At 40.8% G+C, this 26,318-nt stretch carries 25 protein-coding genes; 3 read left to right on the top strand and 22 right to left on the bottom strand.

Translation table 11 applies throughout. From position 1 onward, the window contains the following. Nucleotides 1-157 precede the first annotated feature (157 nt). From BSHG_RS16210 to BSHG_RS16260, 12 genes are all read right to left on the bottom strand, one after another. A complete protein-coding gene (locus BSHG_RS16210) occupies nucleotides 158-1,261 on the bottom strand; it encodes a hypothetical protein (protein WP_008657994.1) in 1,104 nt (367 codons plus the stop codon). Between the two features lie 13 nt (nucleotides 1,262-1,274). Next, nucleotides 1,275-2,606, bottom strand: coding sequence for an L-fucose:H+ symporter permease (fucP, locus tag BSHG_RS16215; RefSeq protein ID WP_005783911.1), 1,332 nt, complete (start codon nucleotides 2,604-2,606; stop codon nucleotides 1,275-1,277). A gap of 11 nt (nucleotides 2,607-2,617) precedes the next feature. After that, complete coding sequence (locus tag BSHG_RS16220) at nucleotides 2,618-4,030, bottom strand: rhamnulokinase (protein WP_005783910.1); 1,413 nt, start codon at nucleotides 4,028-4,030, stop codon at nucleotides 2,618-2,620. A 17-nt stretch (nucleotides 4,031-4,047) separates the two neighbouring features. Further along, on the bottom strand, nucleotides 4,048-4,686 hold the full coding sequence (locus BSHG_RS16225) for a class II aldolase/adducin family protein (protein WP_005783908.1): 639 nt from the start codon (nucleotides 4,684-4,686) through the stop codon (nucleotides 4,048-4,050). After that, on the bottom strand, nucleotides 4,683-5,837 hold the full coding sequence (fucO, locus tag BSHG_RS16230) for a lactaldehyde reductase (RefSeq protein WP_005801896.1): 1,155 nt from the start codon (nucleotides 5,835-5,837) through the stop codon (nucleotides 4,683-4,685). Before fucO ends, BSHG_RS16225 begins: the two co-directional genes overlap by 4 nt. 18 nt (nucleotides 5,838-5,855) lie before the next feature. Further along, nucleotides 5,856-7,628: an L-fucose isomerase gene (fucI, locus tag BSHG_RS16235; RefSeq protein ID WP_008657989.1), complete on the bottom strand. Its 1,773-nt coding sequence runs from the start codon at nucleotides 7,626-7,628 to the stop codon at nucleotides 5,856-5,858. A gap of 72 nt (nucleotides 7,629-7,700) precedes the next feature. Beyond that, entirely contained in the window at nucleotides 7,701-8,681 is a 981-nt protein-coding gene (locus BSHG_RS16240) for a GntR family transcriptional regulator (protein ID WP_005783903.1), read from the bottom strand. 204 nt (nucleotides 8,682-8,885) lie between these two features. Continuing rightward, nucleotides 8,886-9,446: a hypothetical protein gene (locus BSHG_RS16245; RefSeq protein WP_008657987.1), complete on the bottom strand. Its 561-nt coding sequence runs from the start codon at nucleotides 9,444-9,446 to the stop codon at nucleotides 8,886-8,888. Then, on the bottom strand, nucleotides 9,433-10,617 hold the full coding sequence (locus tag BSHG_RS16250) for a 6-bladed beta-propeller (RefSeq protein ID WP_005783896.1): 1,185 nt from the start codon (nucleotides 10,615-10,617) through the stop codon (nucleotides 9,433-9,435). The genes BSHG_RS16245 and BSHG_RS16250 overlap by 14 nt, the downstream gene beginning before the upstream one ends. A 70-nt stretch (nucleotides 10,618-10,687) precedes the next feature. Then, complete coding sequence (locus tag BSHG_RS23225; RefSeq protein ID WP_005783894.1) at nucleotides 10,688-10,954, bottom strand: hypothetical protein; 267 nt, start codon at nucleotides 10,952-10,954, stop codon at nucleotides 10,688-10,690. A 180-nt stretch (nucleotides 10,955-11,134) separates the two neighbouring features. Then, nucleotides 11,135-11,362, bottom strand: coding sequence for an NVEALA domain-containing protein (locus BSHG_RS16255; RefSeq protein WP_005783893.1), 228 nt, complete (start codon nucleotides 11,360-11,362; stop codon nucleotides 11,135-11,137). Between the two features lie 160 nt (nucleotides 11,363-11,522). Continuing rightward, entirely contained in the window at nucleotides 11,523-12,572 is a 1,050-nt protein-coding gene (locus tag BSHG_RS16260) for a transcriptional regulator (RefSeq protein WP_008657985.1), read from the bottom strand. Nucleotides 12,573-12,682: 110 nt separating this feature from the next. Here BSHG_RS16260 and BSHG_RS16265 point away from each other — a divergent pair, with 110 nt between their 5' ends. Then, nucleotides 12,683-13,081: a hypothetical protein gene (locus BSHG_RS16265; RefSeq protein ID WP_005801898.1), complete on the top strand. Its 399-nt coding sequence runs from the start codon at nucleotides 12,683-12,685 to the stop codon at nucleotides 13,079-13,081. A gap of 161 nt (nucleotides 13,082-13,242) precedes the next feature. Here the strand turns inward: BSHG_RS16265 and BSHG_RS16270 are convergent, their stop codons facing one another. After that, nucleotides 13,243-13,941 carry a SprT family zinc-dependent metalloprotease gene (locus tag BSHG_RS16270; RefSeq protein ID WP_005783888.1) on the bottom strand — a complete coding sequence of 233 codons (699 nt, stop codon included), beginning with the start codon at nucleotides 13,939-13,941 and terminating at the stop codon, nucleotides 13,243-13,245. Nucleotides 13,942-14,061: 120 nt separating this feature from the next. On the opposite strand from BSHG_RS16270, the gene BSHG_RS16275 reads away from it, so the two are divergent. Together BSHG_RS16275 and BSHG_RS16280 are read left to right on the top strand one after the other, a co-directional pair. Then, nucleotides 14,062-14,796: a head GIN domain-containing protein gene (locus tag BSHG_RS16275; protein WP_005801900.1), complete on the top strand. Its 735-nt coding sequence runs from the start codon at nucleotides 14,062-14,064 to the stop codon at nucleotides 14,794-14,796. Between the two features lie 19 nt (nucleotides 14,797-14,815). Beyond that, nucleotides 14,816-15,595 (top strand): head GIN domain-containing protein, encoded by a 780-nt coding sequence (locus BSHG_RS16280; RefSeq protein WP_005796792.1) that lies wholly within the window; start codon nucleotides 14,816-14,818, stop codon nucleotides 15,593-15,595. A gap of 187 nt (nucleotides 15,596-15,782) precedes the next feature. Here the strand turns inward: BSHG_RS16280 and BSHG_RS16285 are convergent, their stop codons facing one another. The 9 genes from BSHG_RS16285 to BSHG_RS16325 all read right to left on the bottom strand — a co-directional run bounded on the left by BSHG_RS16285 (nucleotide 15,783) and on the right by BSHG_RS16325 (nucleotide 26,242). Beyond that, nucleotides 15,783-16,259 (bottom strand): DUF4252 domain-containing protein, encoded by a 477-nt coding sequence (locus tag BSHG_RS16285; protein WP_005801902.1) that lies wholly within the window; start codon nucleotides 16,257-16,259, stop codon nucleotides 15,783-15,785. A gap of 4 nt (nucleotides 16,260-16,263) precedes the next feature. Next, nucleotides 16,264-16,773 (bottom strand): hypothetical protein, encoded by a 510-nt coding sequence (locus tag BSHG_RS16290; RefSeq protein WP_008769198.1) that lies wholly within the window; start codon nucleotides 16,771-16,773, stop codon nucleotides 16,264-16,266. After that, complete coding sequence (locus tag BSHG_RS16295; RefSeq protein WP_005783878.1) at nucleotides 16,763-17,272, bottom strand: RNA polymerase sigma factor; 510 nt, start codon at nucleotides 17,270-17,272, stop codon at nucleotides 16,763-16,765. The genes BSHG_RS16290 and BSHG_RS16295 overlap by 11 nt, the downstream gene beginning before the upstream one ends. Nucleotides 17,273-17,332: 60 nt before the next feature. Continuing rightward, entirely contained in the window at nucleotides 17,333-18,106 is a 774-nt protein-coding gene (gene argB / locus BSHG_RS16300) for an acetylglutamate kinase (protein ID WP_005783875.1), read from the bottom strand. A 139-nt stretch (nucleotides 18,107-18,245) separates the two neighbouring features. Further along, nucleotides 18,246-20,138, bottom strand: a complete 1,893-nt coding sequence (speA, locus tag BSHG_RS16305) for a biosynthetic arginine decarboxylase (RefSeq protein WP_005783873.1) — start codon at nucleotides 20,136-20,138, stop codon at nucleotides 18,246-18,248. A gap of 57 nt (nucleotides 20,139-20,195) precedes the next feature. Then, nucleotides 20,196-21,275, bottom strand: coding sequence for a hypothetical protein (locus BSHG_RS16310; RefSeq protein ID WP_005796795.1), 1,080 nt, complete (start codon nucleotides 21,273-21,275; stop codon nucleotides 20,196-20,198). A gap of 8 nt (nucleotides 21,276-21,283) precedes the next feature. Then, a complete protein-coding gene (locus BSHG_RS16315) occupies nucleotides 21,284-23,050 on the bottom strand; it encodes an HSP90 family protein (protein WP_008657983.1) in 1,767 nt (588 codons plus the stop codon). A 7-nt stretch (nucleotides 23,051-23,057) separates the two neighbouring features. Further along, nucleotides 23,058-25,556 carry a tetratricopeptide repeat protein gene (locus BSHG_RS16320; protein ID WP_008657982.1) on the bottom strand — a complete coding sequence of 833 codons (2,499 nt, stop codon included), beginning with the start codon at nucleotides 25,554-25,556 and terminating at the stop codon, nucleotides 23,058-23,060. Nucleotides 25,557-25,702: 146 nt separating this feature from the next. Beyond that, nucleotides 25,703-26,242, bottom strand: a complete 540-nt coding sequence (locus BSHG_RS16325; RefSeq protein ID WP_005783866.1) for a shikimate kinase — start codon at nucleotides 26,240-26,242, stop codon at nucleotides 25,703-25,705. Between the last annotated feature and the right edge of the window lie 76 nt (nucleotides 26,243-26,318).

The following is a 26,318-nucleotide window of genomic DNA, read 5'->3' as shown; positions in this document are numbered from 1 at the left end:
TTAAAGTTTTGATATTGCAAAATTAACCATCGGGCAGAGGAAAAACAAAAAGGGATATAGACAAAGTACTTCAAAAAGAGATACGCTACCACACTATATATCAACATATTATATAAAATATTTCTTAAATTAGCATGGACAAACAAGTTTCCGAGAACTAAAAACCACGTAAAAAGTCATCTAAAGAGTCCGAATCCTCTGCTCCAAGCTTCTCTCGCTTGATGCGAAATTTCTTTTTACTAACCGAGGTACGACTAATACAATAAATATCGGAAAGGTCCTTTATACTGACATTGATCTTCACCAGACAACAGAAATAAATATCTTTTAAGGTCAACAAAGGAAAGCGTGCAAGCAACCGTTGTGAAAACCCATCATAAGCATTATCCACTGTTTGACGAATTTCCTCCCACTCCCTTTCCGACAAAGCTATGCGATGTTCACCACTCTCCTGTTCTTCTTCATTGAGGGAGGGTATTTTACGCAAAACATCGACCTTACGGAACAAAGACTCTCGCAAAACCGCCTCTTTTTCTCTCAAAGCACTTAACTCTTCAGTTTGTTTCAGTATTTGGTTCTCTTGCTCCAACTTGGCTTTCTCTTCAAGAAGCAGACGCTCTTTTTCACGCTTTATCTTATTTTGCCGGTAGAAAATAAACAAAGCAATCAGTATAATCAGACAAAGGCTCAAAGTTAACATGGCAATTTCCCGATTCTGTTTGGCAATCTTCAATTGGTTTAACTCGTTTTTCAACCTCTCTTCCTGATATAGAGCTTCACTGTTATCACTCTGCACATGGCCTATCTCCACCCGGAAAAGCGCATCTGCCTTCTGCGTAGAATAGAACACTTGCTTCTCATTTCCTTCCATAAGTTCCAGTTCTGCAAGTTTCCTCCAAGCTTCGATAGCAATATGTGGATGAATGGAATGGGCTGCCATACTAAAATAACGACGGGCAGAATCATATTGATGGATGGAATAATATACGTCCCCGCGTGCCAATATATAATAAGGACGTCCGTAATGTTCCACTTGGATACGAGCGGAATCCAGCCAAGATAAAGCTCCCTGATAATTATTCTCTGTCAGACAACTGTCAGCCCGTTTCTGACAATACCACTCCCATTGACGAAGCCTCATAAATGTCGTATCCACCGGTATAGAAAACACTGCTTCTTCCGCTAATGACACTTTCCCGCAAGAGGCTAATGACACAAGCAGAAGAAAACAGTTGCCCAGAAGAATCGTCAAACACCGCATCCGATTCTCAATATTACTTTCGTGCTGCTTTTATCTTCTTCACACGTGCACACGTACGATGCCCATAAATAATAATCACTACGAAACAGATAAAAGGAAGTATGAAAGACAAGTTTACAGCAGGCATACCCAACAATGTATGTTGGTCAATAATACAAGCCTGTAATGGTGGCAACACAGAGCCTCCCAGAATTGCCATAATCAAACCGGCAGCCCCAAATTTGGCATCATCACCCAAACCACGAAGAGCAATGCCATAAATCGTGGGAAACATTAGTGACATACAAGCCGAAACAGCTACTAAACAATACAATCCCCATATGTCTTGCAAAAAAATCACACCTAACGTAAAAGCACCACCCGCAATCGCAAGAATCTTGAGAAGCATCCCCGGATTCAGGTAGCGAAGAATAAATGTACACACGAAACGGCTTATGCAAAAAATAATCATAGCAATTATATTATATTCCTGGGAAAGCACTTCAGCAGCCTTCTCCTCCATTCCCTGCGACATAAACAAGCGCGTTCCATATTGGATAACAAAAGTCCAACACATAATCTGTGCACCTACATAAAAAAATTGTGCTATGACTCCTTCTCTATAATGGGGAATTTTAAAGATACGCTTCAATGTGGGTATAAAATCAATATTATGGTTCTTATCGCCATTCTTAGGCATTTTAACGGCACGTATCACAAAAAGCATCGCTAGAATTACTAATCCTATAATCAGATAAGGAGCAATCAACACAGAGAGATCCGACTCTTTCAATACTTCAAACTCTGCCGGAGACAATTGGCTGCGTTCTACCGTATCCATAGGATTCAGACGCGCCTGAATGAAATTCATGGCAACATACATGCCGAGCAATGATCCCATCGGATTAAACGACTGCGCCAGATTCAATCGTCGGGTCGCCGTCTCTTCTGTACCCATCGATAATATATAAGGATTAGCACTTGTTTCCAGAAACGAGAGTCCACATGTCAAAATAAAATAAGCGAGCAGAAAAGGGTAATAATCGCCTGTCATCTTTGCTGGGAAAAACAGCAAGGCACCCAAAGCATATAGCCCCAGTCCCAACAGGATACCGGCTTTATAAGAGTATTTGCGAATAAACATTGCAGCAGGAAAGGCCATTGCAAAGTATCCCCCGTAAAAAGCGACTTGTACTAGTGCTCCATCAGTGACGCTCATACGGAATATTTTCGAGAAAGCCTTCACCATTGGATTGGTAATATCGTTAGCAAACCCCCATAGAGCAAAACAAGAGGTCACTAAGATAAATGGTAGGATATAACTTACTCCATCTTTATGGAGAATGGAACGGTTGGTGTTTTTCATGAATTGTCGGGTTATTCAGGATAATATACCTGAGGTTCTACACTGTTTATGATAATTTCTTTTAATTCTTCCCAAGAATCGACTTCGCCTTGGGCTTTTGCCTGCACTAAAATATTGCCGATAGCAGTGGCTTCTACCGGACCGGCATACACAGGAATACCTAAAGCATTGGCAGTAAGCTGATTTAACAGACGGTTCTGGCAGCCTCCTCCAATAATATGAAGCTGTTTGACCGGTGCCGGCAGACATCGATTCATCTGCTCTACTCCCAATTTATAACGATATGCCAATGACTCGATAACGCAACGAACAAATTCTCCTTGAGAGACTGGTGTCCGTAAATGGTGCTTATGACAATACTTAATGATCGACTCTTCCATATGGTCGGGATTGCAAAAAGCAGAATCATCCACATCAATCACCGAACGAATATCCGACGCTGTAGCTTCAGCTATTGCACAATCATAACTGATTTCCTTTCCCTGTTCTTTCCATTCAGCCATCAAACGTTGTAAAATCCAAAGCCCAGTTATGTTTTGTAGAAAACGTATCTTACCTTGTATTCCGCCTTCATTCGTAAATCCGGCCACACGTGCTTCTTCTGTCAGAATCGGTTGATCTACCTCTGCCCCGAGTAAAGACCAGGTTCCCGAACTGAGATAAGCCCGATTGGGTTCATTGGAGGGAACGGCAAATACGGCACTGGCTGTGTCATGCGAACCAACAGCAACGACATTGATACATCCCAAACCGGTTTCATCTGCTATTTCCTGCTTCAATTTGCCACGGACAGTTCCGGGAAAAACGATTTCACCAAAAAGCTGACGGGGTAATCCCAACTCACTGATCAAGTTATCCGACCAATTACGCTGACGAGCATCCAGTAGCTCTGAAGTAGAAGCGATACAATATTCATTGTTCGCTACTCCGGTAAGAAAATAGCTGAACAGGTCAGGCATAAATAATAGCTTATCAGCCACCCGGAGTTGCACATCATCATTCTGCTTCATACTATAAAGTTGAAACAGAGTATTGATAGGCATCACCTGAATCCCGATTTCAGCGTAATGAACAGTCTGATCAATCTGTTTAAACACTCTTTCAGGTATACCATCCGTACGGGAATCACGATAACAGACCGGGTTGCCCAGCAACTTACCATCCTTATCTATTAACCCAAAATCAACTCCCCAGGTGTCAATAGCCATACTTTTTACTTCATAGCCTTTCCGGGCAGCGACACGAAGTCCGTTTTTCATTTCTTCAAAAAGAGAAAGAAAATCCCAGTAAACACAGTTTCCAAGTTTTATCTGCCGATTGGCAAAACGATATACCTCTTCCAGTTTTAGCTTACCTTCGGTAAGGGTACCGGCCATAATCCGACCGCTACCTCCACCAAAGTCAGCTGCTAAGTAAGTACTCATAAGCTGGTAGTCATTATCTATTTTGTTTTCTTTCCCAATACATATACCTCCAAGTCATCAATCTCTTCCGGCGTCAAGACCGAATAGTCCCCTCCGGATTGAACTATGATACGGCAAGCCATCTCAAAGAAAGTAGCACGTTCGTATACCTGATCAAAGTCCTTGCCACATACCACCTGCCCATGATTAGTCAGCAATACAGAATTATGTTCTTTCATCGCTTCCACAACAGCCTTGGCAAGCGCCGGAGAACCGGGACGGTAGTAAGGAATAATAGGAATCTCTTTACCTACATGACAAGGGATCTCCGCAGTTACATTGAAGTTAGATGGTTTATTTTTCATACAAGAAACAGCCGTAGCATATTCCGACTGAAAATGCAAAACGACATTTACATCCGGACGCTCACGAAGAATCCCCAGATGAAAGGTACTTTCCATGGAAGGTTTCACACCGTTTTGAGGCGTACCCGTAGCAATATTACAAATGGATACTTTCTCTTTCTGCAAATTCGGCACCCAAGAACCTGTTCCGGAAACAAGCGCTTCTTCACCGATTCTCCATGAAAGGTTACCGCTACTGCACAACATCAGTTTGGCATCGCCATAGCGATGTGCCTGAGCAAGGTATTGCTCGATATGTTCATTGGTTATCATAATGCTTTCTTATATAAATCAAGAATAATTTCTTTTGTTACTTCCCGTGGATTGCCCGGCGTACATACATCAGCAAACGCTGCTGTGGCCAGACGGTCAAGATCACTTTCCTGAATACCCAAGTCCGACAAGTGTTGCGGAATATTGACCCTCAAAGATAATGTTTTTACAGCTTCGACTGCTGCTTCTGCCGCCTTTTCTTTAGTCATGTCAGTAGAATACACATTCATCGCTTTAGCTATCTCAACATATTTGTCAAGAGCTGCAGGAGCATTGAACTCCATAATAATGGGCAATAATAGAGCATTGGCCACACCATGAGGAATATCGAAAATAGCTCCCAACGGATGTGCCATACCATGCACAACTCCCAAACCTACATTCGAAAAAGCCATACCTGCAATATATTGAGCCACTGCCATACCGTTACGTGCCTCTGCATTCGATGGTTCTTCAACGGCAGTCACAAGATAACGATTGATCATTTCAATAGCTTTAATTTCGAACATATCACTCATCTCCCATGCCCCTTTGGTTATTAAACCTTCAATAGCATGAGTCAGTGCGTCGAGTCCCGTAGCTGCAGTCAGACTTTTAGGAAGTGTGTACATCAACTCAGCATCCACTATCGCAATAGACGGAATATCATTAGGATCTACACAAACCATCTTCTTCTGGTTCTTTTCATCCGTTATCACATAGTTGATAGTCACCTCTGCCGCAGTTCCTGCAGTAGTAGGCAACGCGATGATGGGAACAGATTTCTTCTTGGTATCTGCCACTCCCTCCAATGAAACGACATCACTGAATTCCGGGTTATTGGTAATAATACCAATCGCCTTTGCCGTATCCATAGAAGATCCGCCACCTATAGCCAAAATAAAGTCTGCACCGGAAGATGCAAATGCCTCGACACCGGCTTTCACATTCGACACTGTAGGATTGGGCTTAATCTCACTGAATATTTCATAAGGAATCTTGGCAGCTTCCAGCACCTTAAGTACTTTGTCAGCTACTCCAAACTTTATCAAATCTTTGTCTGTTGCGACAAATGCTTTGTGCAGCCCCAAACGTGAAATCTCTTTGGGGAGCACTTCACGTGCTCCCGGACCGAAGTAAGAAACTTCGTTTAATATAAATCGATTAATCATGTTGTACTCTTCTAAAGGTTATTTATAAATAGGACCATAAGTAGTACAAGCTCTATAATCTGCTCCTTCTTTATCCATACCAAAAGCATTCCAAGCTGCCGGACGGAAAATCTGGTCTTCTTCTACATTATGCATGCAAACCGGAATACGAAGCATGGAAGCCAATGTAATCACATCCTGCCCAATATGTCCATAACTGATCGCCCCATGATTGGCCCCCCAGTTATTCATCACAGAATATACATCTTTAAAGGCCGGTTTATCACACAAACGAGGAACAAACCAGGTAGTAGGCCATGTACGATCCGTACGTTCGTCAAGTAATTTATGAATCTCCGGATCAATCTCTACTGTCCAGCCTTCGGCTATCTGCAGCACTGGACCAAGACCTTTTATCAGGTTCAACCGCATCATAGTTACAGGCATACCTCCTTTTGATAAGAAATTGGAAGAGAAACCACCTCCACGGAAATAATCGCGATTAGCCGGATACCAGGTAGTAGCCTCCAGACACTTCTCAACTTCTCCTTCTGTAATTTCCCAGCAAGGTTTCATCGCAGGTTCTCCGTTAGCATTCGTCTGCTGTCCGGTTCCGTCAAGAGTAGTTGCCCCCGAATTAATCAAGTGAATAATACCGTTAGCAGCCATTCCTGTCAACTCTTTACCGGTCACACGTTTCACTGCTTCCGGACTCCAATATGTGCGTACATCTGAAAAAATCTGTGCACGATTCGTCAGCAGATGACCAAACAGCATAGCCACACCGTTACAAGCATCGTTTTCTGTTGCAACGACAAAAGCCTCACGAATACCATTCCAATCGAACGAAGTATTGAGTAATGCTTCAGAGAAGTCGCCATTCGGATAGAAATCGGTCCACTGACGCTGCCCTTGGAAACCTGCCGCAATAGCATTATGCCCCAAAGCCTCTTCCTTAAATCCGAGTTCTTTCAATTTAGGGTTTCCCTGCATCAGATCGCGCATGATGATTGTCATTTTCACAATGAACACCCAGTCCTCATCTTTTTGTGCACGGGTCTTCGTTTTTTCAGGTATATTAAAGTCATTGCCCTCATTCTTTTTGCAATATTTTTCAGTCCAAGCCATTGCCTTGGCATACTCTTCCTTATCATAGATTCCTTCGGCCATACGACGAATAATCTCTGTCAAATCAATCGATTCATTACGCATGCCCAGATATTCCTGGAAAAAGTCCGGGTTTACAATCGAACCGGCAATACCCATAGAAACACTGCCCATAGACAGATAAGATTTGCCACGCATTGTGGCTACAGCCTGAGCCGCACGTGCAAAACGCAGAATTTTTTCAGCTACATCTGCCGGAATAGAATTGTCATTCAAGTCTTGTACATCGCGACCATAAATGCCAAATGCCGGAAGTCCTTTCTGTGCATGTCCTGCCAGCACAGCAGCCAGATATACAGCTCCCGGACGCTCTGTTCCATTAAATCCCCAAACAGCTTTCGGATAATACGGATTCATATCCATTGTTTCGGCACCGTAACACCAGCATGAAGTGACAGTGATAGTGGCTCCTACCCCCTCACGTTCAAACTTCTCCGCACAAGCAGCACTTTCAGCCACACGTCCGATGGTTCCATCTGCAATCACACACTCCACAGGGGTTCCGTCTCCATTCTTCAAATTAGAAGTGATCAACTCGGCAACAGCTTTTGCCAGATTCATTGTTTTTTCTTCAAGGCTTTCGCGAACGCCGCCCTGACGTCCATCGATGGTGGGACGAATCCCGATTTTTGGATACTTTTTCATACTATATTATTAAGTTTATTAAACAATCTTCCTATGCTGACCTGTGCTGACATACAGGTCTGAAAAGCTCTTTTATAAAGAAGCCCTTAACCTGACCTCCGTAGGCAAGTAATCTTGTATGGTTTTCCCCTGCAAAACAAACTCAGCAGCTTTATCTCCCATCTTTTCCCAATCCACACTTAGTGCAGTTATTCCCTGATCTATCACTTCATAAGCAGGTGTATCATTATATCCGATCAAGCCAAAATCAACCCCACATTGCAATCCCTCAACCCTACTTTTCTTAATAATACTTACTACATCTATTTGGCGAATTGCTATATAAACTTCTCCTCTGCGAACCTGAAGTCCCTCAATATCACTCACCACTTCACAACCAAGATGTTGATCGGCACAAAATCTCTCAAAAAAGTCACGGCTACTCCGGGGATGCATACTATCATCTACTAACACGAAAACGAGTTTTTGATATTTTCTCAATCGATCTGCCAGTTGAAATAGCGCATTATAGAATCCTTGATCAAAGTCCTGACAAACATAAGAAAACCCCTCTTTCTCAAATTTACCGAAATCAAGAAGAAGAAGTTTGGATGGATTTATCTTATAAAGATTAGGAGACAGTTTTTCGTTATCGAAGTTCATCACAATATATTTATTATACCGCCCCAACGATTCACGGATGATGGTATTGAACAAACGTTCATTGTACTGATGAAACAGCAGGTCGACTTTATAGCGGATAGACAAACGCTTTACAAAACTATTGTAAAGTGCATACTTAAAAGGAGAATATTCATCAAGCAGAAGCAATACATTCTTCAATCTCCCCACAACGTAATACCCTTTTCCCGGAGTAGAATCAATAATCCCTCTTTCTTTTAAATCAAGAAAAGCTTTAAACACAGTATCACGGGAAACTTCATACGCCTGACTGAGCTGATTAATAGAAGGCAATGAGTCTCCCGATTTATATACTCCCATCGAGATATCAAAACTGATCTTATCAGCCAGTTGCTTTACTTTGGTCGTTTGTTGTCCAAAAGTTATTTTCATACGTATCAATAAAGGTTATTTAATTGTAGATAGCTATGCTGAACTATCATGATACAAAGAAAGGTAGTTTATTCTGGATAAGCAAGATAAAATGGTATGTTATACAACATCAAAGGCAGAGAACAAAGCAATTATTTATAGTAATCATTTACTCTACAACCAACAGAGCTACTCTTACTTAAATATAGAAAAGCATCCCTTGTGTTACAAGAAATCTAAATCTATTGACTTTACTAATTTAAAGTACAAGTCCAAGTCTATATTTTTATGATGAAGTGCCAAAGGATATAAAACCGTTCCAGTTTTTGAGCAATAGAATATATATGTCATATCTTTAAATTCCTCCTGAGGCATGGCATACTTTTCCGAACAAAAAATAGACGACAACTTAAGTTTATAAACGGTATTATAGATTTCCATATTCTTCTTCAATTTATCAGGGACAACCACCACTAAATCCGAAGTACTGGATAATTCAGAGATTTGTTTAAACAACCATTTATTACAAACATCACAAATACCATTAGGAAACACAAGGACAAAATATCCTGCAAATTCTTTTTTATCAGAAATTACATGTGGAATAATCCCTGATTCTATTTGATTAACTATTAATTCATAATTTTGTTTTTTCTGATGTTCCAACTCTTGCCCCAACAGTACTTCCCTGTTTTGTTGGTAATAGTAGTATCCTATAAACAGACAGTTAGTAAATAGACACAATGCTAACAACGAATAAAAAATTATATCATTACTTTTTCTCATAAAAACAAACTATTATATCATTTGAATTTTCATCTAACATATCATCTAGTTTTACCATCCACTTTTCTCCTACGCTTTTTTTACACTTCTTTTTCAACTGCATAATTCTATCAAAATCGTAAAAAGACAATGTATAATAATGGATATTCTCCTGAACATTAGCACGATATAAATAATCTTCAACAGGGACAACCTCATTTAATATCAAGTCATCATATACCCATTTATATGAATGTACGCTATAATCAGATTTATCTATAATATTCCAAAACAGTTCTTTTTTATACATATAAGTAGAACTCACAAAGCGCTCTCCTTCAAATAAATTACGATGCGCCCAAATAAAAGGACTATTTTCACAAACATCTATAAAAGACTGAAATGTATGATCTTCATTATAAAGTTCTTTTTCCGGAAAAGTATATTCATTTTGTTTAAAAGCGATGTATCCAGTCATATCATTAGCAGATAACCGACAAATACCATTTCTAAAAACCTCGTAATAATAGATTTCATCCTGAACACGATATAAACAATCACTTTGATCAAAAGAAATATACTCACTAGACTTTTTATCCATATTCAATATTCTATTTACGATTGTCCCCTCTTTCTTATTATACACATAAAGTTTATACTCTTCCTTTTTTTTCTCTCGGGAGATCGATTTTAAGAATATATAATTTCCACCATTATCAACAACAAAATCTGTAGCTGAAAGTATCTCAGACGGTAGCCGAAAGCGCTCTACCATTTTTTGTTTCTGCAAAGAATATTCCACAACTTCTGTTCCAGAATTAATCAATAAATAGATAGATCCATCTAATAGTTTAATACTCCAAATATCATATGCTTCTTCAGGTCCCTGCCCCCATTTCAAAACGGTTTTTAAATATCGGCCTTCATTATTAAACAAATGGACCCCACCCTGATCAGACTTTCCTTGCACAATCCACAAAGAATCATACTTAAATACTTTATTTATTGACGCTAAAACAATATCATTCAATTTTACAATTTCACATCTAGAAAAGAGAGCAGATAATGTGATAGTATCCTCTTGGGGTATGATACTTACCATAGTATCGGCTTGGATAATATCGGAGTGTTTAACAGGTCGATTACATCCTGCCAACAACAACACGAATATAAACAAATTCAAGTACTTCATAACTAACATATTATTAGAATAAACCGGAAGAGGAAAACACCTCTTCCGGTAACATTTGAACAAGTAACTATTATTTTTTACAAAAAATTGAATATGAACAAGTGCGGGTTGGATCAGGATCCGAAACACATCCTGTAGCATTTTTGGGACTTGTACAATATTGATTATGGGCTCCAGTATAGTTTCCCGGACTGTTTTCATAAGTAGCTGCTACAGCTTCTATTCCAGATAGAGTTAATGTCTCAGCATCATCCGATTTCACAACGACATTAAGCACATTTACAACAACAATTGTAAATAATGCCAAAAGACAAATAATTTTCTTCTTATAATTCATAAATATTTTTTTTTAAAATTCATATTTCAAGAAATCAGTGAGAAGAACTTTCCTCCCATTCTTATCTCTAATTGTTTTATTTTATATTTGAAGCATATCTTAGTCCCTCCTTGGACTGATTCAAAGTGGGTTTACTAAACACTAATAATACAACTCACTCCTTTTTAAATTAATACTCTTTCAAAAACTGCGCCCATTCATAACATAGGAAACTTTGCTATCGCTTATAGGGCAATCTACATTACCACTGCCATAACAACTTGTAGGAACATCTCCTTCACCTGTAGCAAGCGCTTCAACATTCACTAAAGCCAATTCACTCAAATATTGCTTATTATTCATTCGGCAAACAGTCATAACGGCAATACCGACTAATAATAAAAAGGCACTTACAAAAAAATTTCTCATACTCCGATTTGTTTTTAACGGTTACAAATCTATGGAAAAAGAAAAGGAATAAAAAAACAACAAGAAGGAATCGACTGACATTCACTGACAAACAATAAAAGCCTATATAAACCTCCGAAAGCAGATCCGAAAGCTTATACAAAATTCTCAAATACAAACATTATAAAATTTGCATCTGATAAATTTCCTCCCCTAAATATTCAATTTGTATGGTCATAGGAAGCTGCCTTAACAAATCACGCAAACGTTCTATTGCTTTATGGAAACAATCGGGAGAAATAGATTTTCCCGGCCAAACATCTGCCATAATTTGAGACATAGACAGAGTATGATTCTCAGCCTTAATAAACAAAACTAAAAGAACACGCTGCTGGGGAGTAAGAGATACTTCCATGTTTTCGCAGATCAATACACCTTTACCAACATCCAGTTTAAGATCATCTTTCAAATCGTATATAGGCAGAGTCCCCTTTTTAACAGCAACTGTCTGAATATAAGTAGTAACCTCTTTTATTTTAGGAGGGTGAACAGACAACTTATATATATAGATTGTAAGAATCACACAAAGCACAAAAGCAACAACAACTCCAATAAGAGTCCAAACTATATTTACAAATACTGAGAAAAAAGATATAGATACAAACCCTAAGATTTCAATTTCACATCTATAGCCTACATAATAAGTAAATATCGAAGAATAAGATAAACAAGAAAGGCTATCCGGACTAAAAGAAGAGCGGACCACTCCATTATTATCAGAAACAGTTAATTTTAATCCTGTACGAATAGGAAATTTCTGTCTTTCATTCAACATAGTCCTCCATAGTATATTCAACGTATCTACACTCAAAGGATGTGTTAAACAAACAACAGTATGCAGTCCTTGCTCTCCAGGGGAAGACACGATATTTTTGCGAATCTTCATTGCATCAACCCGAAAACTATACGTACCGTACTCGTCCTGTATAGTAACTTTTTTGAAGGCTGTATCCACTGAAGAGACGAAAGAGTCTTCACATCCATATCTCCAACTTTCCACTTGATCCATACCTCGTTTTTGCAATTCTACATGAAAAGCTTCATGAAAAACACTATCCGCATATACATGCAATGCCTTTACTTCTTGTTCATATGCATAGTTCCCCCCTAACAAACCAAGAAGGGCATACCCTCCAATCAAACAACCGAGAATTGTTTTCCCCCAAGACATTACCATTCGTTTTTCACAGTTAATTTCAGCAAAGGTATCGTTATTCTTGTAATGAATAAAACAAATCACTATCTTTATCACGGATATTATAAAAAGAATAGAATAACATTATGGCACATCGTCTTAACACTAACAAGCAATTTATGGTAGGAAACGGCATTTTGGCATTTGCCGTCATATTTGTCGTGGTCATCTTTGTATATATGAGTTTAAGATTACAACGAGAAAAAGAAGCTAATCGTCATTTTAGTGAAACATACTCCATTCAGTTGACAAAAGGCTTCGTGGGTGATTCTATTTCACTGTTTGTTAACGACAGTCTGATCATGAATAAACAGATCAAAGAGGAACCTACTGCCATCGAAGTCGAACGCTTCGCAGAGCAAAGTGCACTGATGATTGTAAACAATCAAACTGAAACAGTAGCCGCATTTGACCTAAGTGAAAAAGGAGGTACTTACCGTTTTGAAAAGGATATTGACGGTATCAAACAGCTGCCACAAAAATGAGAAAGCAAGAGCTTTTCCAGTTTAAACCATAGAATATAAAAGATTCGATTCACACTCATGAAAAACTAAAAGCCGATTATCCATGCAGACAATTAATCTGTAATAATCGGCGAAATCTGTGGTGGGAAGAATTTTACGACAATTGTTTTGTAACTGCCATGTCAGATCTCAGTCTTGTACCTCTTCAACTCTTCGCGTAGTTCCAATGCTTTCCCATCGGTAAGCCCATTTAGCAAGTCCCAAAAGCGATCTCCATGATTCATCTCGCAAGTATGGCAAAGTTCATGCAAAAGGACGTAATCTATCAGATGTTTTGGCAACAATACAAGGAAATAAGAGAGATTTATCTTTTTACGAGAGGAACAGCTTCCCCATCGCCCACGGCTCGAATTTATCTGCACGCTCTCGTAGGGTAAACGGTGCTTCTCTGAAAGCATATACAACCGGGGAGGCAAGATAATCTTTGCATTCCGTCGCAAAGCTTCTTCAATCACTTTTCGAAGCCAATCCTGCAAATTCGAGTCTGTAAAATCAGCTGTTGGAGGACAGATAATCCGCATCTCTCCCAACTCTGAATGTGCCAAAAACCTCTCTCGTTTACCACTAACCAGTGATAATTTGAAGTATTCTGTCTCAATCCGATAGTTCAGGTCAATCAAAGGGCGCACCAACTTCTGCCTGGAATCCAGTAATCGGGGACGCAACTTCTCTATTGCCTCTTTTACCTCTCGCATCGTAACTCCCAGAGGTATACTAATGTAAATAGCATCCGCTTTCGTACGAAAAACAAGCCGTTTTGCACGCACATTATCGCGTACAACCAAACGCCCTAACTCTTTATCTTCGATAACCCTATCCAATGTTACTCTTAATTATAAATACAAATAAACGGATTATTTTGCATAAAAAAGAAAGATAGATGCAACTTTTCATAGCCGACTTACGTCTAAATCAATAGAAACCTCTAAAAACGAAATAAAATGAAAACAATTTTCAGAATGTTATCGGTATTACTGCTAACTACAGGTTTATTGAGTAGCTGTATACAAATAGGTGAAGGTATCCAACCCAGCAAGAAGCTCATCACAAGAGACTATAAAGTGAAGGAGTTCAATAAGATTGATGCGGGGACTGTGGGCAACATCTATTATACACAATCCACAGACGGAAAAACGGATCTGCAAATCTACGGACCGGATAACATCGTAGCACTGATACAAGTAGCCGTAAAGGACAATACACTATTTTTGAGTATCGATAAATCAAAAAAGGTACGCAACTTCAAAAAGATGAAAATAACCATTACATCTCCCACCTTAAATGGTATCTCCTTTAAAGGAGTGGGCGATGTACATATCGAAAATGGATTAACTACGGATAATCTTGATATAGAGAGTAAAGGGGTAGGTAATGTGGACATTCAATCGCTGACTTGCCAAAAATTGAACGTTCAGTCGATGGGTGTAGGTGATGTAAAGCTTGAAGGCACAGCTCAGATAGCTGCTCTTCATTCCAAAGGAGTGGGCAACATAGAAGCGGGAAATCTACGAGCCAACGCAGTGGAAGCCAGTTCACAAGGCGTAGGAGATATAACCTGTAATGCAACAGAGTCCATTGATGCAGCCGTACGAGGAGTGGGAAGTATTAAATATAAAGGTAGCCCTACTATAAAATCACTCAGTAAAAAAGGAGTGGGAACTATCAAGAATATCTAATATAACAAATCAGAAGAGCATGAAAAAATATATACTATCGAGTCTTACAATTACTTTTTTGTTACTCAGCATCACAGCCTGTTCGCAAGGAAAGCAAATCAGTGGAAGTTCCAACTACATCACTAAAAATATAAAAGTCGGTTCATTCGACCAAATAAAATCGATGAGTAGTTCAGATATTGTTTATACACAAAAACAGGGCGCCCCCACCGTTCAGATTTATGGCCCCGACAATATAGTTGAATTGATGGAAACCTCTGTCAGCGGTCGAACATTAACGATTAAATTCAAAAAGAATACCTCCATCCGTAATAGTGGGAAACTCGAGATCAGAGTATCTTCTCCATCATTAAAACACTTATCTATATATGGATCGGGAAATACCACTTTTACAAATGGAATAAAAAGCCATGATGAACTGCAAATGTCTATCTATGGCTCGGGAAACATCAGCGGAAACAGTTTCTCATGCGCAAAATTGGCAGCACGTATTTACGGTTCAGGAAATGTCAACCTGAAAAGAATCAGTACATCCGACACCCAAGTAAACATTTCCGGCTCGGGAAATGTACTGCTAGACGGCAAATCGACCGAGGCCGAATATCACATTGCCGGTTCGGGAGACATTAATGCTACCGAATTAAAAGTAGATAATGTCAATGCACGTATTAGCGGTTCGGGCAGTATAAGATGTTACGCCACAGAAAATCTGACAGGAGGAGTCAGTGGCAGTGGAAACGTAGCCTATAAAGGCAACCCGCAAATAAACTTTTCTAAAAGAGGACTACAGAAACTCTAAATATAAAAACTCTCTCTTAGTTTAACTTCGCTCTATGAAGACAACGTAGTATAAACATAAAAGGGCTACTGCATCACGCGGTAGCCCATTTATTTAGTTAGTTTTTTATTGAAATTGAGAGAATTGAAACTTCACAGCCTCAAGTCAAAAAGTTGTTTTAATTAAGCACACTAACTATATTATATGTTTAAAGCAAATGAAAATGTCTTTTTATTTGTGCAATAAACTCCGGACTCATATTCCCCGTAAAGTTTACCACAGCAAAGTGATTCTTTTCGTGCATCAACATCACCAGTTCAACAATCGTACTTTTTTTCTTACGAACCATAATCTGACAATTCTCAGATTTGTCCTTAAAAGAAAGAAACGATTCAAACCGACCGGAATTCTTCTCTACCACCTTCAAAGCTGCATTGAAATACTTTTTTCCTTCCACATCAGAAGTAAGCACCTGCATGCTTTTGAGATTAGAGATCATATCCAGCACCTCCTTATCTTTTTCAGCATCGCTTTTCATAATCTCCTCCATCATTTTCGGACTGATCGTAACACAAGTCAGATTGGAATCTGCCTGATGTTCAGCCATGAAACGTGAAGCAAAGTCCTGGGCCGAAACAGCCACAGACAGCAATGCCATCCAGCACATTAAAAGAACGCTCTTCATTATTCTATTCCTTCATCACACGAACCGGTTCGACCTTTACACTGTCTCTTACGACCTGATCCTGCGATTTATTTATACCTTCAGACAACATCATCAACGCAGAAGAAACTTGTTTGTAAGCCACTTCGGGATCGTCGTATGTGTCCTTGTAAGCATCATAATTATAATCCAAAGCCTCATCGGCAAAGAATGTATGTTGTGCTACATTGCCCAATGATAAAATCAATGCAACCACGGCAGCAGCCTTAAATAAAGGCATAAATCTTCCGACCATTGTCAGATGTTTTGCTTTTACCACAGGTGCCTCTACCTGAGCCAGAATACGTGCATCAAAGTCTTTTCCCAGCCCTGCCTCCTGTTGAACAGTCTGATAAACAAACAGTTCTTTGTAACGGAGCAAATGAGCAGGCACCTCTTCCTCCGAAAAGAAAGAGCGCAATTCCGATTCTTCTTCCAGAGAAGTCTCACATTGCCAGTATCGCTCTAAAAGCTGTTCTATATACTTATAATCCATATTCATCAATCTCTAAATACCTTTGTTTTACCTTTTGTCTTGCTCTGAAAAGATTCACTTTTACCTGTTCCTCTGTCAGATTCAAGATTTTTGCTATTTCTTTATAGCTCTCTCCTTCTATATCCCTCAACTGCATAATGAGCCGTTGCTTCTCAGGAAGTTCGTTAATCAGACGATGGATAATCGACATCCGTTCATTATTGACCAATTGATCATAAGGCCCGGATATTTCGGATTCTTCTTCCATTTCAGGTGTGAGTTCTACATTCTGAGCTTCTTTTTTTTGGCTTCTGTCTATAGCCAGATTTTTTGCTACAGTCAGGCAATATGCCTCTATAGATCCGAATTGTGTCCACTCTTCACGTTTATTCCACACTCTAATCATCGTATCCTGAACAACATCCTCTGCTTCGGCCCTGTCGAAAGTGATTCGGAGTGCCAAACGAAAGAGTTTATCCTTCAATGGCAATATGTCGTCTCGGAAGCTGATTTCTTGCATCTCTATTAAGTTGACGGATGAGCTGGTGAAAAGTTACAGAAGTACTCCTATTTTTTTGAATTATTTTTTTATCCGAGTTCCCCCATCTGTATGAATAGCTGATGCTAAGGTAATTACAACCTCAGACACACCTGCATTAATTGCCTCAAAAGAATTTTCAAGCTTCGGTATCATTCCTCCCTGAATAACCCCCTCGGCAATGTAGCGTTGAAACTCGGCATGATTAATTTGGGGGATGACACTCTCATCGTCATTTTCATCACGAAGCACGCCTTTCTTTTCGAAACAATAAACCAAAGTCACATCAAAAATAGCAGAAAGGGCTTTTGCTGTTTCTCCGGCAATGGTATCTGCATTCGTATTGAGCATATTCCCTTGTCCGTCATGCGTCAACGGCGCCATCACAGGAACAACACCTTTATGAATCAGATCGGAAAGTAGCGTAGAATCCACACGCTCTACGTCCCCTACAAAACCATAATCAACCTCTTTCACAGGACGCTTCATTGAACGGATTACATTCATATCCGCCCCGGTCAATCCCAAAGCATTGACACCGCGAGCTTGTAATCCGGCTACGATATTTTTGTTCACCAGCCCGCCATAAACCATAGTCACCACCTTCAATGTCTCAGCATCAGTGATACGGCGTCCATTAACCATTTTGCTGTCTATACCCAGTTGCGCGGCTATTTTCGTTGCCGAACGTCCGCCTCCATGCACCAGCACTTTATGCCCTTCAATGGCTGCAAAATCATTCAACAACTGATTTAATGTAGCTTCTTCTTCTACAATCTTACCTCCGACTTTAATGACTGTCAGTTTTTCCTTCATCTTTTCTTTCATTACAAATTATGAGTTATGAACCACGGATTACAAGCCACGAGCTACAAGAAACGAGACTGATATCATGCAGTATTCGTAACTTGTAGCTCGTCGTTTGTTGTTCGTTGTTTATTGTAATCCTTTCTATTTATTCAAGATAAGTGTATCCATACAATCCCGAACGATAGTTGGAAAGGAATTCTTTACCTTCTTCTACCGAAATTTTTCCTTCTTTAACGGACTTTGTCACCCATGTTTCCAGGGTTCGAACCAGTTTCTTCGGGCTATATTGTACATAGTCAAGCACTTCGGCAACCGTCTCACCATCAATAATCTGTTCAATGTTATATCCCTTCTCATTGACAGAAACGTGTACTGCATTTGTATCTCCAAACAAGTTATGCATATCACCCAGAATTTCCTGATAAGCTCCTACCAAGAATACCGCAACATAATAAGGCTCTTTCTGCTTCAAGCTATGAACCGGCATATAGTGTGCCACATTCCTGGTAGAGATAAAATTGGCTATTTTCCCATCGGAATCACAGGTTATATCTTGCAAAGTGGCCGAACGATCCGGCTTCTCATCCAGACGCTGAATGGGCATAATCGGAAAAATCTGGTCGATTGCCCAAGAATCCGGCAGTGATTGGAAAAGTGAAAAATTACAGAAATATTTATCGGCCAACAACTTGGACAACCCACGGAATTCATCGGGGGCATGTTTCAACCCACCGGCTATTTGATTGATTTCGCGAGTAATTGACCAATAAAGACGTTCGATCTGAGCACGCGTTTTCAGGTCCACAATTCCATGACTGAACAAGTCAAGTGCTTCTTCACGTATCTGCTGGGCATCATGCCACGCCTCGAGCATTTTATTCTGGTTCAGTGTATCCCAGATACCATAAAGTTCTTGTACCAGTTCGTGTGCATCCGGAGCAATCTCTTCTTCATCATCCCATTGAGGTAAAGTAGCCGTTTCGAGCACCTCGAAAATCAACACAGAATGATGTGCTGTCAAGGCCCGGCCACTCTCCGTGATGATATTAGGATGGGGAATACCGTTTTTATCACTGGCATCTACCAACGTAGAAATAGAGTCGTTGACATACTCCTGAATAGAGTAGTTCACGCTACTCTCGCTGCTTGACGAACGGGTTCCGTCATAATCGACTCCAAGCCCTCCGCCAATATCAACAAATTCAACATTGAATCCCATTGCATGAAGCTGCACATAAAATTGAGAGGCTTCCCGCAATGCTGTTTTGATGCGACGTATCTTTGTCACTTGGCTTCCGATATGGAAATGGATCAGTTTCAGGCAGTCCTTCATTCCCTTACTCTCGAGGAAATCGAGTGCTTCGAGCAGTTCGCTGGAAGTCAAACCAAACTTGCTGGCATCCCCTCCGGACTCCTCCCACTTGCCGCTTCCCGAAGAAGCCAGTTTGATACGAATACCGATATTAGGCTGCACATTCAACTGTTTTGCCATGCGGGCAATCAGTTTCAGTTCATTCATTTTCTCAACGACCAAGAAAATGCGCTTACCCATTTTTTGTGCCAGCAAAGCAAGCTCGATATAGCTTTCGTCTTTATATCCATTACAGATAATAAGAGAGTCAGAATCGGTATTGACGGCAATTACAGCATGCAATTCCGGTTTGGAACCGGCTTCAAGTCCCAGATTAAATTTCTTGCCGTGGCTGATTATTTCTTCAACAACCGGGCGCATCTGGTTCACTTTAATCGGATAGATGATAAAATTCTGGGCTTTATATCCATATTCTTCAGATGCCTGTTTAAAACAATAGGCAGTCTTTTCAATACGGTTATCCAAAATATCCGGAAAACGTACGAGCATCGGAGCCGCTACATCACGCAACTGCAACTCGTCGACCAATTCTTTCAAATCGACGGCTACGCCATCTTTCCGCGGTGTAACAACAACATGACCCTTGTCATTAATACCAAAGTATGAAGTCCCCCAACCTGTGATGTTGTAAAGTTCTTCAGAATCTTCAATACGCCACTTTCTCATTTTTCTGTTATTCAGTTGTTTTTAATAAATAATTGGACGGCAAAAATACGTATTAATCTACAGGTTGCCAATTAAATTGACATTAAATAATCGTTCCTGATATCCGTTATTTCCGTTACGTGTGTCATACAAGCTTGCCAATTGGGTAGCTTGTTTATAAAAATAATCACGCAATGCAGCAACTGAGTATATTCCGTCTGCCCGGTAAAGCGGAAATTCTTCCGGCAGGGACAAACTGACTTCTTCACGGGATTCATAACTCAAAGCCTCTACCATATCACACGAAAAACGATATTTTTTCTGCATATTAGTATTCAGGCTCCAGGGAATACAACGCTCTGCATACTCCCAGCCCCGATCCGGATGGGTCATAAAATAATAGGCAATAAACAACCCGAGATATAGCAACAAATATTCATCTTTTTCTCTCCCAACCAAGGCTTCTTCAGCCCGTGCACACATATCGGCAGCAATTTCCGGCTTCCCGGCTTTACAGGCATAATAAGCCAACTTCATATAGGCTCTCAGGTTAGCTTCATAACAAGAAACCTGTCTGGTAATTAAAGGTTGGGCACGATTATAAGCTTCCTCAAACTGCCCGGTTTCAAGATAATAATCCAACATAAAATTCAGTTCGCATGCCTCACAAGTCAGATCATCCATTTTTTCCGCCAACATTTTATCAATGCATTCTTTAGCTTTCGCGTATTCCCTCATTTTGGTATACTCCACAGACAGACGATGATAGTACGTACGCAACGAGTAACCATTTCGCAAGATACGGGTTTTATAATCTTCTCCCACTGCCTCTACCTGTTCCATCGGTATGCTGGGAAGATCGAATGTACAAGACCATATCCATTTATATTTCCATAAAATATCATCTTCATTTATCTGGTCCTTATGATTTTCATAACTGTCCAGGATTTTAGAAAATACAGCAATTTCTTCAGCATCAGCCGAAAGGAGATTTAGCTCGTAAATAAGATCCAATCTCATCTCCACAGCCCATTGTACATCTTCATTCTCGTCTGCAATGCGAATAGCTTCTCTCAGCAAATTGGCCTTTTCGCGGGGATGCAGGTTGTCGTTTTGTGCCTGCAACAGTAATTTTTGTATTTCAAGTGTATATTTCATGCTTTCGTTTAATTGAGAAAGTTTATAAAATCATTCATTTTGGCAGTCATCAATTCAGAAAGAGAGTGATTGAAAAGTTCCATCTCCTCACTGTTCACAGGATATTTTCCTTGCAAAAGCGATTGTACATACAGAATGTGCACAACATGCTGAAACAGCTTGTTGTCTCCCTGGATTCTCAGCAATGTCTGCACCATCTCATTGTCGGCATTGAAAGTCAATGTGGGTGGCAAACGTTTTTTGGCATTTACCGAGCCCAATACCGCCGCCAACGGATTATTGGCGACTTTACTGTTCTCTTCTTTTTCTTCGGCTACGAATATAACCGGAGTATCCACCGGAGTGAAATGCTTCAACCGGCAAATACACCCAAAACGTTTCAAAAGTTCACTGGCTTTCGTTTCAAAAGACCGGTGCTCTTTATTACCCTCTACTTCGGCAAACTCTTCCAACAGACGGGCAGGTGAAATCTCCTCTAAAGACAGTTCTTGATTAAGCCGGATATATTTTTTCAACAACGTTTCATCGAATGTATAAGCAGCATTAACTACCAGCCTGCCTTGTGCACCGGCTATTCTGCGCACTTGCCTGAAATCTTCCAGATTGCGTGTATAATAAATAGTATTATTTGACGAACGGATACTACCGAAACTTCTTATTCCCTTATTCGTCTCAAACGGAAGATAATCCATAAACAGACGAAGTAACTCATTATCTTCCGAAGCAATGGCTTTAATGTGAAAGTGATGAACATCCAGTATTTTATTAAAAACGGACCGATTGTTCTGCACCAAAGCCCGGAGATATTCCTTGATAGCGACCCCAATCTCTTTCCGGGCATCTTTCAATGAACCGTTGCTGACAAATGATTCGCGGGAGGCTGTAGAAAGCAGTCCGTCGGCATTCACCAGGCAACGAATAAAAAATGCCCAAGAAGGCAACAGATTGCAATCGTCCTCACTAAGCAACATCCGCTTCAGATATACTTTATGCGAATTACGCACAGAGAATTGCGTACGGAAAGGTAATACATAGAGTACACCTTCTATCCGTCCATGCTCTGTCCGTATAGGAAATGCATCCAGAGCAGACGATTGGAAGACCTTTGTCCCATAATCCAATAACTCTTTCCGGGTAGCTTTCGGATCAAGCCAGACGGGTGATGGGGTATTAATCAACTCTTCTTCTTCTCCACGATGTAAATAGACAGGATATGGCAAGACTTCTCCATAATTTACCAATATCTTTTTAAACACTTCGTATTCGAACAGATGAGCCCATTCATTTTTAGGCCTCAACACAACCCTTGAACCGATCTCCCACTCTTCATCGGGGAAAGTAGTCTGATAAGTACCGTCCACCTTTCCGCACCAGCAAACAGGATTTCCCCCCATTGCCGACCGGCTCTCTACCCTGATTTCATTGGTCACCACAAAACAAGACAACAAGCCGATACCAAACCGACCGATAAAATCGTCGGCATCGGGAGTGTCTCTCTTTGAACTTTCACCTATCACTGTGAGGAAACGGTATACCTCCTCTTCCTTCAGTCCGATTCCATTGTCCTGAAAGACCATCGAGCCATCCCCATTCAGGAAGACATCAATACGTCCGGAGTAATTTTCATCGATGTTGTGCAATGCAGTGATGGCATCCACACTATTTTGCAATAACTCCCGGACAAAAGTATTCGGATTACTATAAATATGCTCTGACAACAGGGCAATCATACCTTTAAGATTGACCTGAAACAGATTATTACCTTCTTTTTCCATTCTGTTTTTATCGTTGTCTTCTTCCAGTAATTTTCAAGGCTTTCGCGTTTCCGTTTTCGGCTGCTTTCTCAAACCACTCCATAGCGATCTCATCATTCTCCTCTACTCCATTGCCCATCAAATAGGCATTGCCCAATTCGAACTGCGCCTTGTCACTATTATGCTCAGCAGCTTTCATCAACCATTGAAGCCCTGCTTCCGCATCGGGCACACAGCCTTCGCCATACATCAGCATCTTACCTAAATAATAATACGAAGCCACATTGTCATTTCCGGCGGCATCATTAAACCATCGGTAAGCTTCTGTATAATTCTGTTTTACACCTACTCCGTTGTAATAACACAATCCGGTGCGATACATACTCATAACATTGCCACTGCCCGCAGCCAAAGTATAATATTTGAATGCCTCTGTTTCATTGTCTTCCACACCGATACCCATCTCGTAGCAGATTCCCAGTCCTTCATTATAACATTCTGCTTCAGCCGCTTTCTTGAAGTAGCTGAAAGCTTTCTCCGACTCATTCAGTTTGTCATAATCGTAAAGGTAATATTCACCCATACGCAACATAGCCAAAGGTATATCATTTGCAACAGCCTTCTCGTACCATTCCACAGCTTGTTTGTTATCTTCGGGACAGGCACCGTAACCAAAGAAAAAGTAGTCTCCCATTTTAAATTGGGCATAACCATAATTTTGTTCGGCAGCCTTTGTCATATATTCAACAGCTTGATGAGGATTCTCTTCTATCCCACTACCGTATTCATAAGCCAACCCCATTTCTGTAAGACAACGGGGTTCGTTATTCTCTGCACCCTTAGTAAACCATTCAAGAGCCTTATCCGGATTCTCTTCCGTACCAATTCCATTCTTATAGCAACGCCCAAGAGCGAAGATCGCATCTCCGTCTCCCCGTTCGGCTGCCTTTGCATACCATGCAAACGCTTCTTCGGGCCGTGGCTCACCGATGACTCCCCTATCCAAATAAAGTCCTACACGATACATCGCATAAGGATACTCCTGTCCGGCAGCTTTTTGGAGCAAGTCGAAAGCTTTCTCATAACTTTGTTCCACCACCTCACCATTTTCGTATAAGAATGCCAATTCTACCATTGCAAAACATGAACCCAGCTCTGCCGCTTTTTCATAATAGGCCTTTGACTTCCCGGCATCCGTAACTCCGGAATAACCATTAGCCAAATAAAGAGCCGCCCGTGCATACCCGTCAGCATTGTCCATAGACACAGCTTTTTCATAATACTCCATAGCCTTCTGATAATCCGGTTCTTCAGAAAGCAATCCACGCTCATACATCCAGCCGATACGATAGGCTGCACTACCGGACCCCAGCTTGATAGCTCTCTCCAACAACTGACAGGCATACGAGATATTCTCTTCCACCAATTCACCGTTGAAATAAACATTGGCAAGCGTCTCGATAGCTTCTACATAATTGTCGTCGACACAGCGCTGCAGGCACATCAACCCACGTTCCACATTCTTATACTCATCATTATAAAGATAGATCAATGCTAATTCATAGGCACAATATGATTCACAATAAAGCATCCCTTTCTCCAGCCATTCAATGGCTTTAGGCATATCGAGCCACTCTTCTTCCTGATAGTTATATCCAAGGAAATTAGCTGCAGACCATACACCTGCATGCCAGGCTTTCTCCCACAACTCAAACGCCAGTTCTTTTTGCTTCCCTAGTTCCGGATAGCGAAAATAGAGAGTTGCCAGATTTTTTAAAGAATATAGATTAGGAACAAGTTCCAGCGACTTCTCATAGCATGCCGCTTCTTCAGCCACACTTCCTTCTTCTATATCAAGTGCGTCGCCCATCGCGGCATATACATGGGCACGCAGGCGATGGCCTTCGGGAAGTTCGTCAAGCAGCTCTTTTCGCATAAGCAGGGCTTTCTCTTTACTGCCGGTGTGCTGCTCGGCATAAGCCCGGTAATATTTTCCCCATAGCAAAGCTTCGGGTGAGGATAAAGCTGCAAATCGACGCTCTCCTTCTGCCCTATCCTGTTCGCAGTAGAAACCCATATAACGCCAATAAGCAACGGTTGCCTCTGCTTCCGGGCTTCCCATTTCCGCCGCTTTTTCATAGCAAGGGAATAACAGGCTGAGATCACGTTTCCCATAACGGGCTTCCGAATATTGTGCACCTTTCTGTGACCACCCGGCACCGTTGAATACAGCCACACGATCGCATACACTGATCACTTTCTCCCACCAGTAGGCATACTCTTCCTCATTAAGATCCACTTCTACGTTACAATCGTATGCACTGAATATTAATTCAAAAAATCCGGCTGTCAGTGCTTCGTCCTCATGGGTGTCCAAGGCATATTCGCACACAGCAAGTGCTTCCCACCAATTTTCGGCGTTCAACAAAGTGACAGGTGTAAATTGAGGGAACCATGCGGCAGCCGGTTTTCCGGATGATTGGATACGATGGGCCAGGGCTTCGAATTTCTCTTTTAAAGTTTCCATAATTGTCTGATCGTTTTATTTATGTTGTAACACACTGACAGGCATAAAACCTCACAGCGACTGCAAGATAGTAATATTGGCCGACTGAACAAAGGATAGAGAAGAAAAAAGGGATAGCCGAAGCAGAAAATAAGGTTTCTTAAAATTTAGCTTGCTATATGTAAGTTCAAAAGTTTACGCAGTTGTTGCACGGATGTTTCAATCTGACTACGGTCTTCCAGTTTGTCTGCACAATAGATATAATTAGCCTGACGATAAAAAGGCGCACGTTTTTCGAGTGCCTGTACGATAAAATCAAGTAGTTCGTCATCTTTCTTCCCCTGCAATATAGGGCGCTGTTGTTTGGCAACCCGCAACCGGCTAAACAATACCTTGGGGTCTACATCCAGAAAGACGGTAGTCCCCACCCGATTCATATACTCCATGTTATCGAAAAAGCAAGGCGCCCCTCCTCCTGTAGAGATCACCACATCCTCAAACTCACCTACTTCATGTAGCATGTTCTTTTCAAGTTCCCTAAAACTGGCTTCTCCCCGTTCAGAAAACAACTCTCCGACCGTTTTGTGAAAACGCTCTTCAATATACCAGTCCAAATCGATAAATGGGATGTGCAGTTCTCGTGCGAGAGCCTTTCCTAACGTGGTTTTTCCGGCTCCCATATAGCCGGTCAGAAATATACGGATCATAAGCAAACGGCATTTTCGCACAAAGATAGATATTTATTGAGAGAACACCGAATGACCCACATGGTAACTTTTCGGG

Origin of the sequence: Bacteroides sp. 3_2_5, assembly GCF_000159855.2 — a bacterium.
Lineage (GTDB): Bacteria > Bacteroidota > Bacteroidia > Bacteroidales > Bacteroidaceae > Bacteroides > Bacteroides fragilis.
This window is presented reverse-complemented; position numbering and strand designations above follow the sequence as displayed.

Coding starts and splice junctions, on each gene's coding strand:
- speA (WP_005783873.1), bottom strand. CDS start 20,138: ATGAGAAAGTGGCGTATTGAAGATTCTGAAGAACTTTACAACATCACA.
- BSHG_RS16245 (WP_008657987.1), bottom strand. CDS start 9,446: ATGAGAAAAAGTAATGATATAATTTTTTATTCGTTGTTAGCATTGTGT.
- argB (WP_005783875.1), bottom strand. CDS start 18,106: ATGAAGGAAAAACTGACAGTCATTAAAGTCGGAGGTAAGATTGTAGAA.
- BSHG_RS16220 (WP_005783910.1), bottom strand. CDS start 4,030: ATGAGTACTTACTTAGCAGCTGACTTTGGTGGAGGTAGCGGTCGGATT.
- BSHG_RS16240 (WP_005783903.1), bottom strand. CDS start 8,681: ATGAAAATAACTTTTGGACAACAAACGACCAAAGTAAAGCAACTGGCT.
- BSHG_RS16210 (WP_008657994.1), bottom strand. CDS start 1,261: ATGCGGTGTTTGACGATTCTTCTGGGCAACTGTTTTCTTCTGCTTGTG.
- BSHG_RS16225 (WP_005783908.1), bottom strand. CDS start 4,686: ATGATAACCAATGAACATATCGAGCAATACCTTGCTCAGGCACATCGC.
- BSHG_RS16285 (WP_005801902.1), bottom strand. CDS start 16,259: ATGAAGAGCGTTCTTTTAATGTGCTGGATGGCATTGCTGTCTGTGGCT.
- BSHG_RS16320 (WP_008657982.1), bottom strand. CDS start 25,556: ATGGAAACTTTAAAAGAGAAATTCGAAGCCCTGGCCCATCGTATCCAA.
- BSHG_RS16275 (WP_005801900.1), top strand. CDS start 14,062: ATGAAAACAATTTTCAGAATGTTATCGGTATTACTGCTAACTACAGGT.
- BSHG_RS23225 (WP_005783894.1), bottom strand. CDS start 10,954: ATGAATTATAAGAAGAAAATTATTTGTCTTTTGGCATTATTTACAATT.
- BSHG_RS16325 (WP_005783866.1), bottom strand. CDS start 26,242: ATGATCCGTATATTTCTGACCGGCTATATGGGAGCCGGAAAAACCACG.
- BSHG_RS16290 (WP_008769198.1), bottom strand. CDS start 16,773: ATGGATTATAAGTATATAGAACAGCTTTTAGAGCGATACTGGCAATGT.
- BSHG_RS16295 (WP_005783878.1), bottom strand. CDS start 17,272: ATGCAAGAAATCAGCTTCCGAGACGACATATTGCCATTGAAGGATAAA.
- fucP (WP_005783911.1), bottom strand. CDS start 2,606: ATGAAAAACACCAACCGTTCCATTCTCCATAAAGATGGAGTAAGTTAT.
- BSHG_RS16310 (WP_005796795.1), bottom strand. CDS start 21,275: ATGAAATATACACTTGAAATACAAAAATTACTGTTGCAGGCACAAAAC.
- BSHG_RS16260 (WP_008657985.1), bottom strand. CDS start 12,572: ATGTCTTGGGGGAAAACAATTCTCGGTTGTTTGATTGGAGGGTATGCC.
- BSHG_RS16265 (WP_005801898.1), top strand. CDS start 12,683: ATGGCACATCGTCTTAACACTAACAAGCAATTTATGGTAGGAAACGGC.
- fucI (WP_008657989.1), bottom strand. CDS start 7,628: ATGAAAAAGTATCCAAAAATCGGGATTCGTCCCACCATCGATGGACGT.
- BSHG_RS16255 (WP_005783893.1), bottom strand. CDS start 11,362: ATGAGAAATTTTTTTGTAAGTGCCTTTTTATTATTAGTCGGTATTGCC.
- BSHG_RS16315 (WP_008657983.1), bottom strand. CDS start 23,050: ATGGAAAAAGAAGGTAATAATCTGTTTCAGGTCAATCTTAAAGGTATG.
- BSHG_RS16280 (WP_005796792.1), top strand. CDS start 14,816: ATGAAAAAATATATACTATCGAGTCTTACAATTACTTTTTTGTTACTC.
- BSHG_RS16250 (WP_005783896.1), bottom strand. CDS start 10,617: ATGAAGTACTTGAATTTGTTTATATTCGTGTTGTTGTTGGCAGGATGT.
- fucO (WP_005801896.1), bottom strand. CDS start 5,837: ATGATTAATCGATTTATATTAAACGAAGTTTCTTACTTCGGTCCGGGA.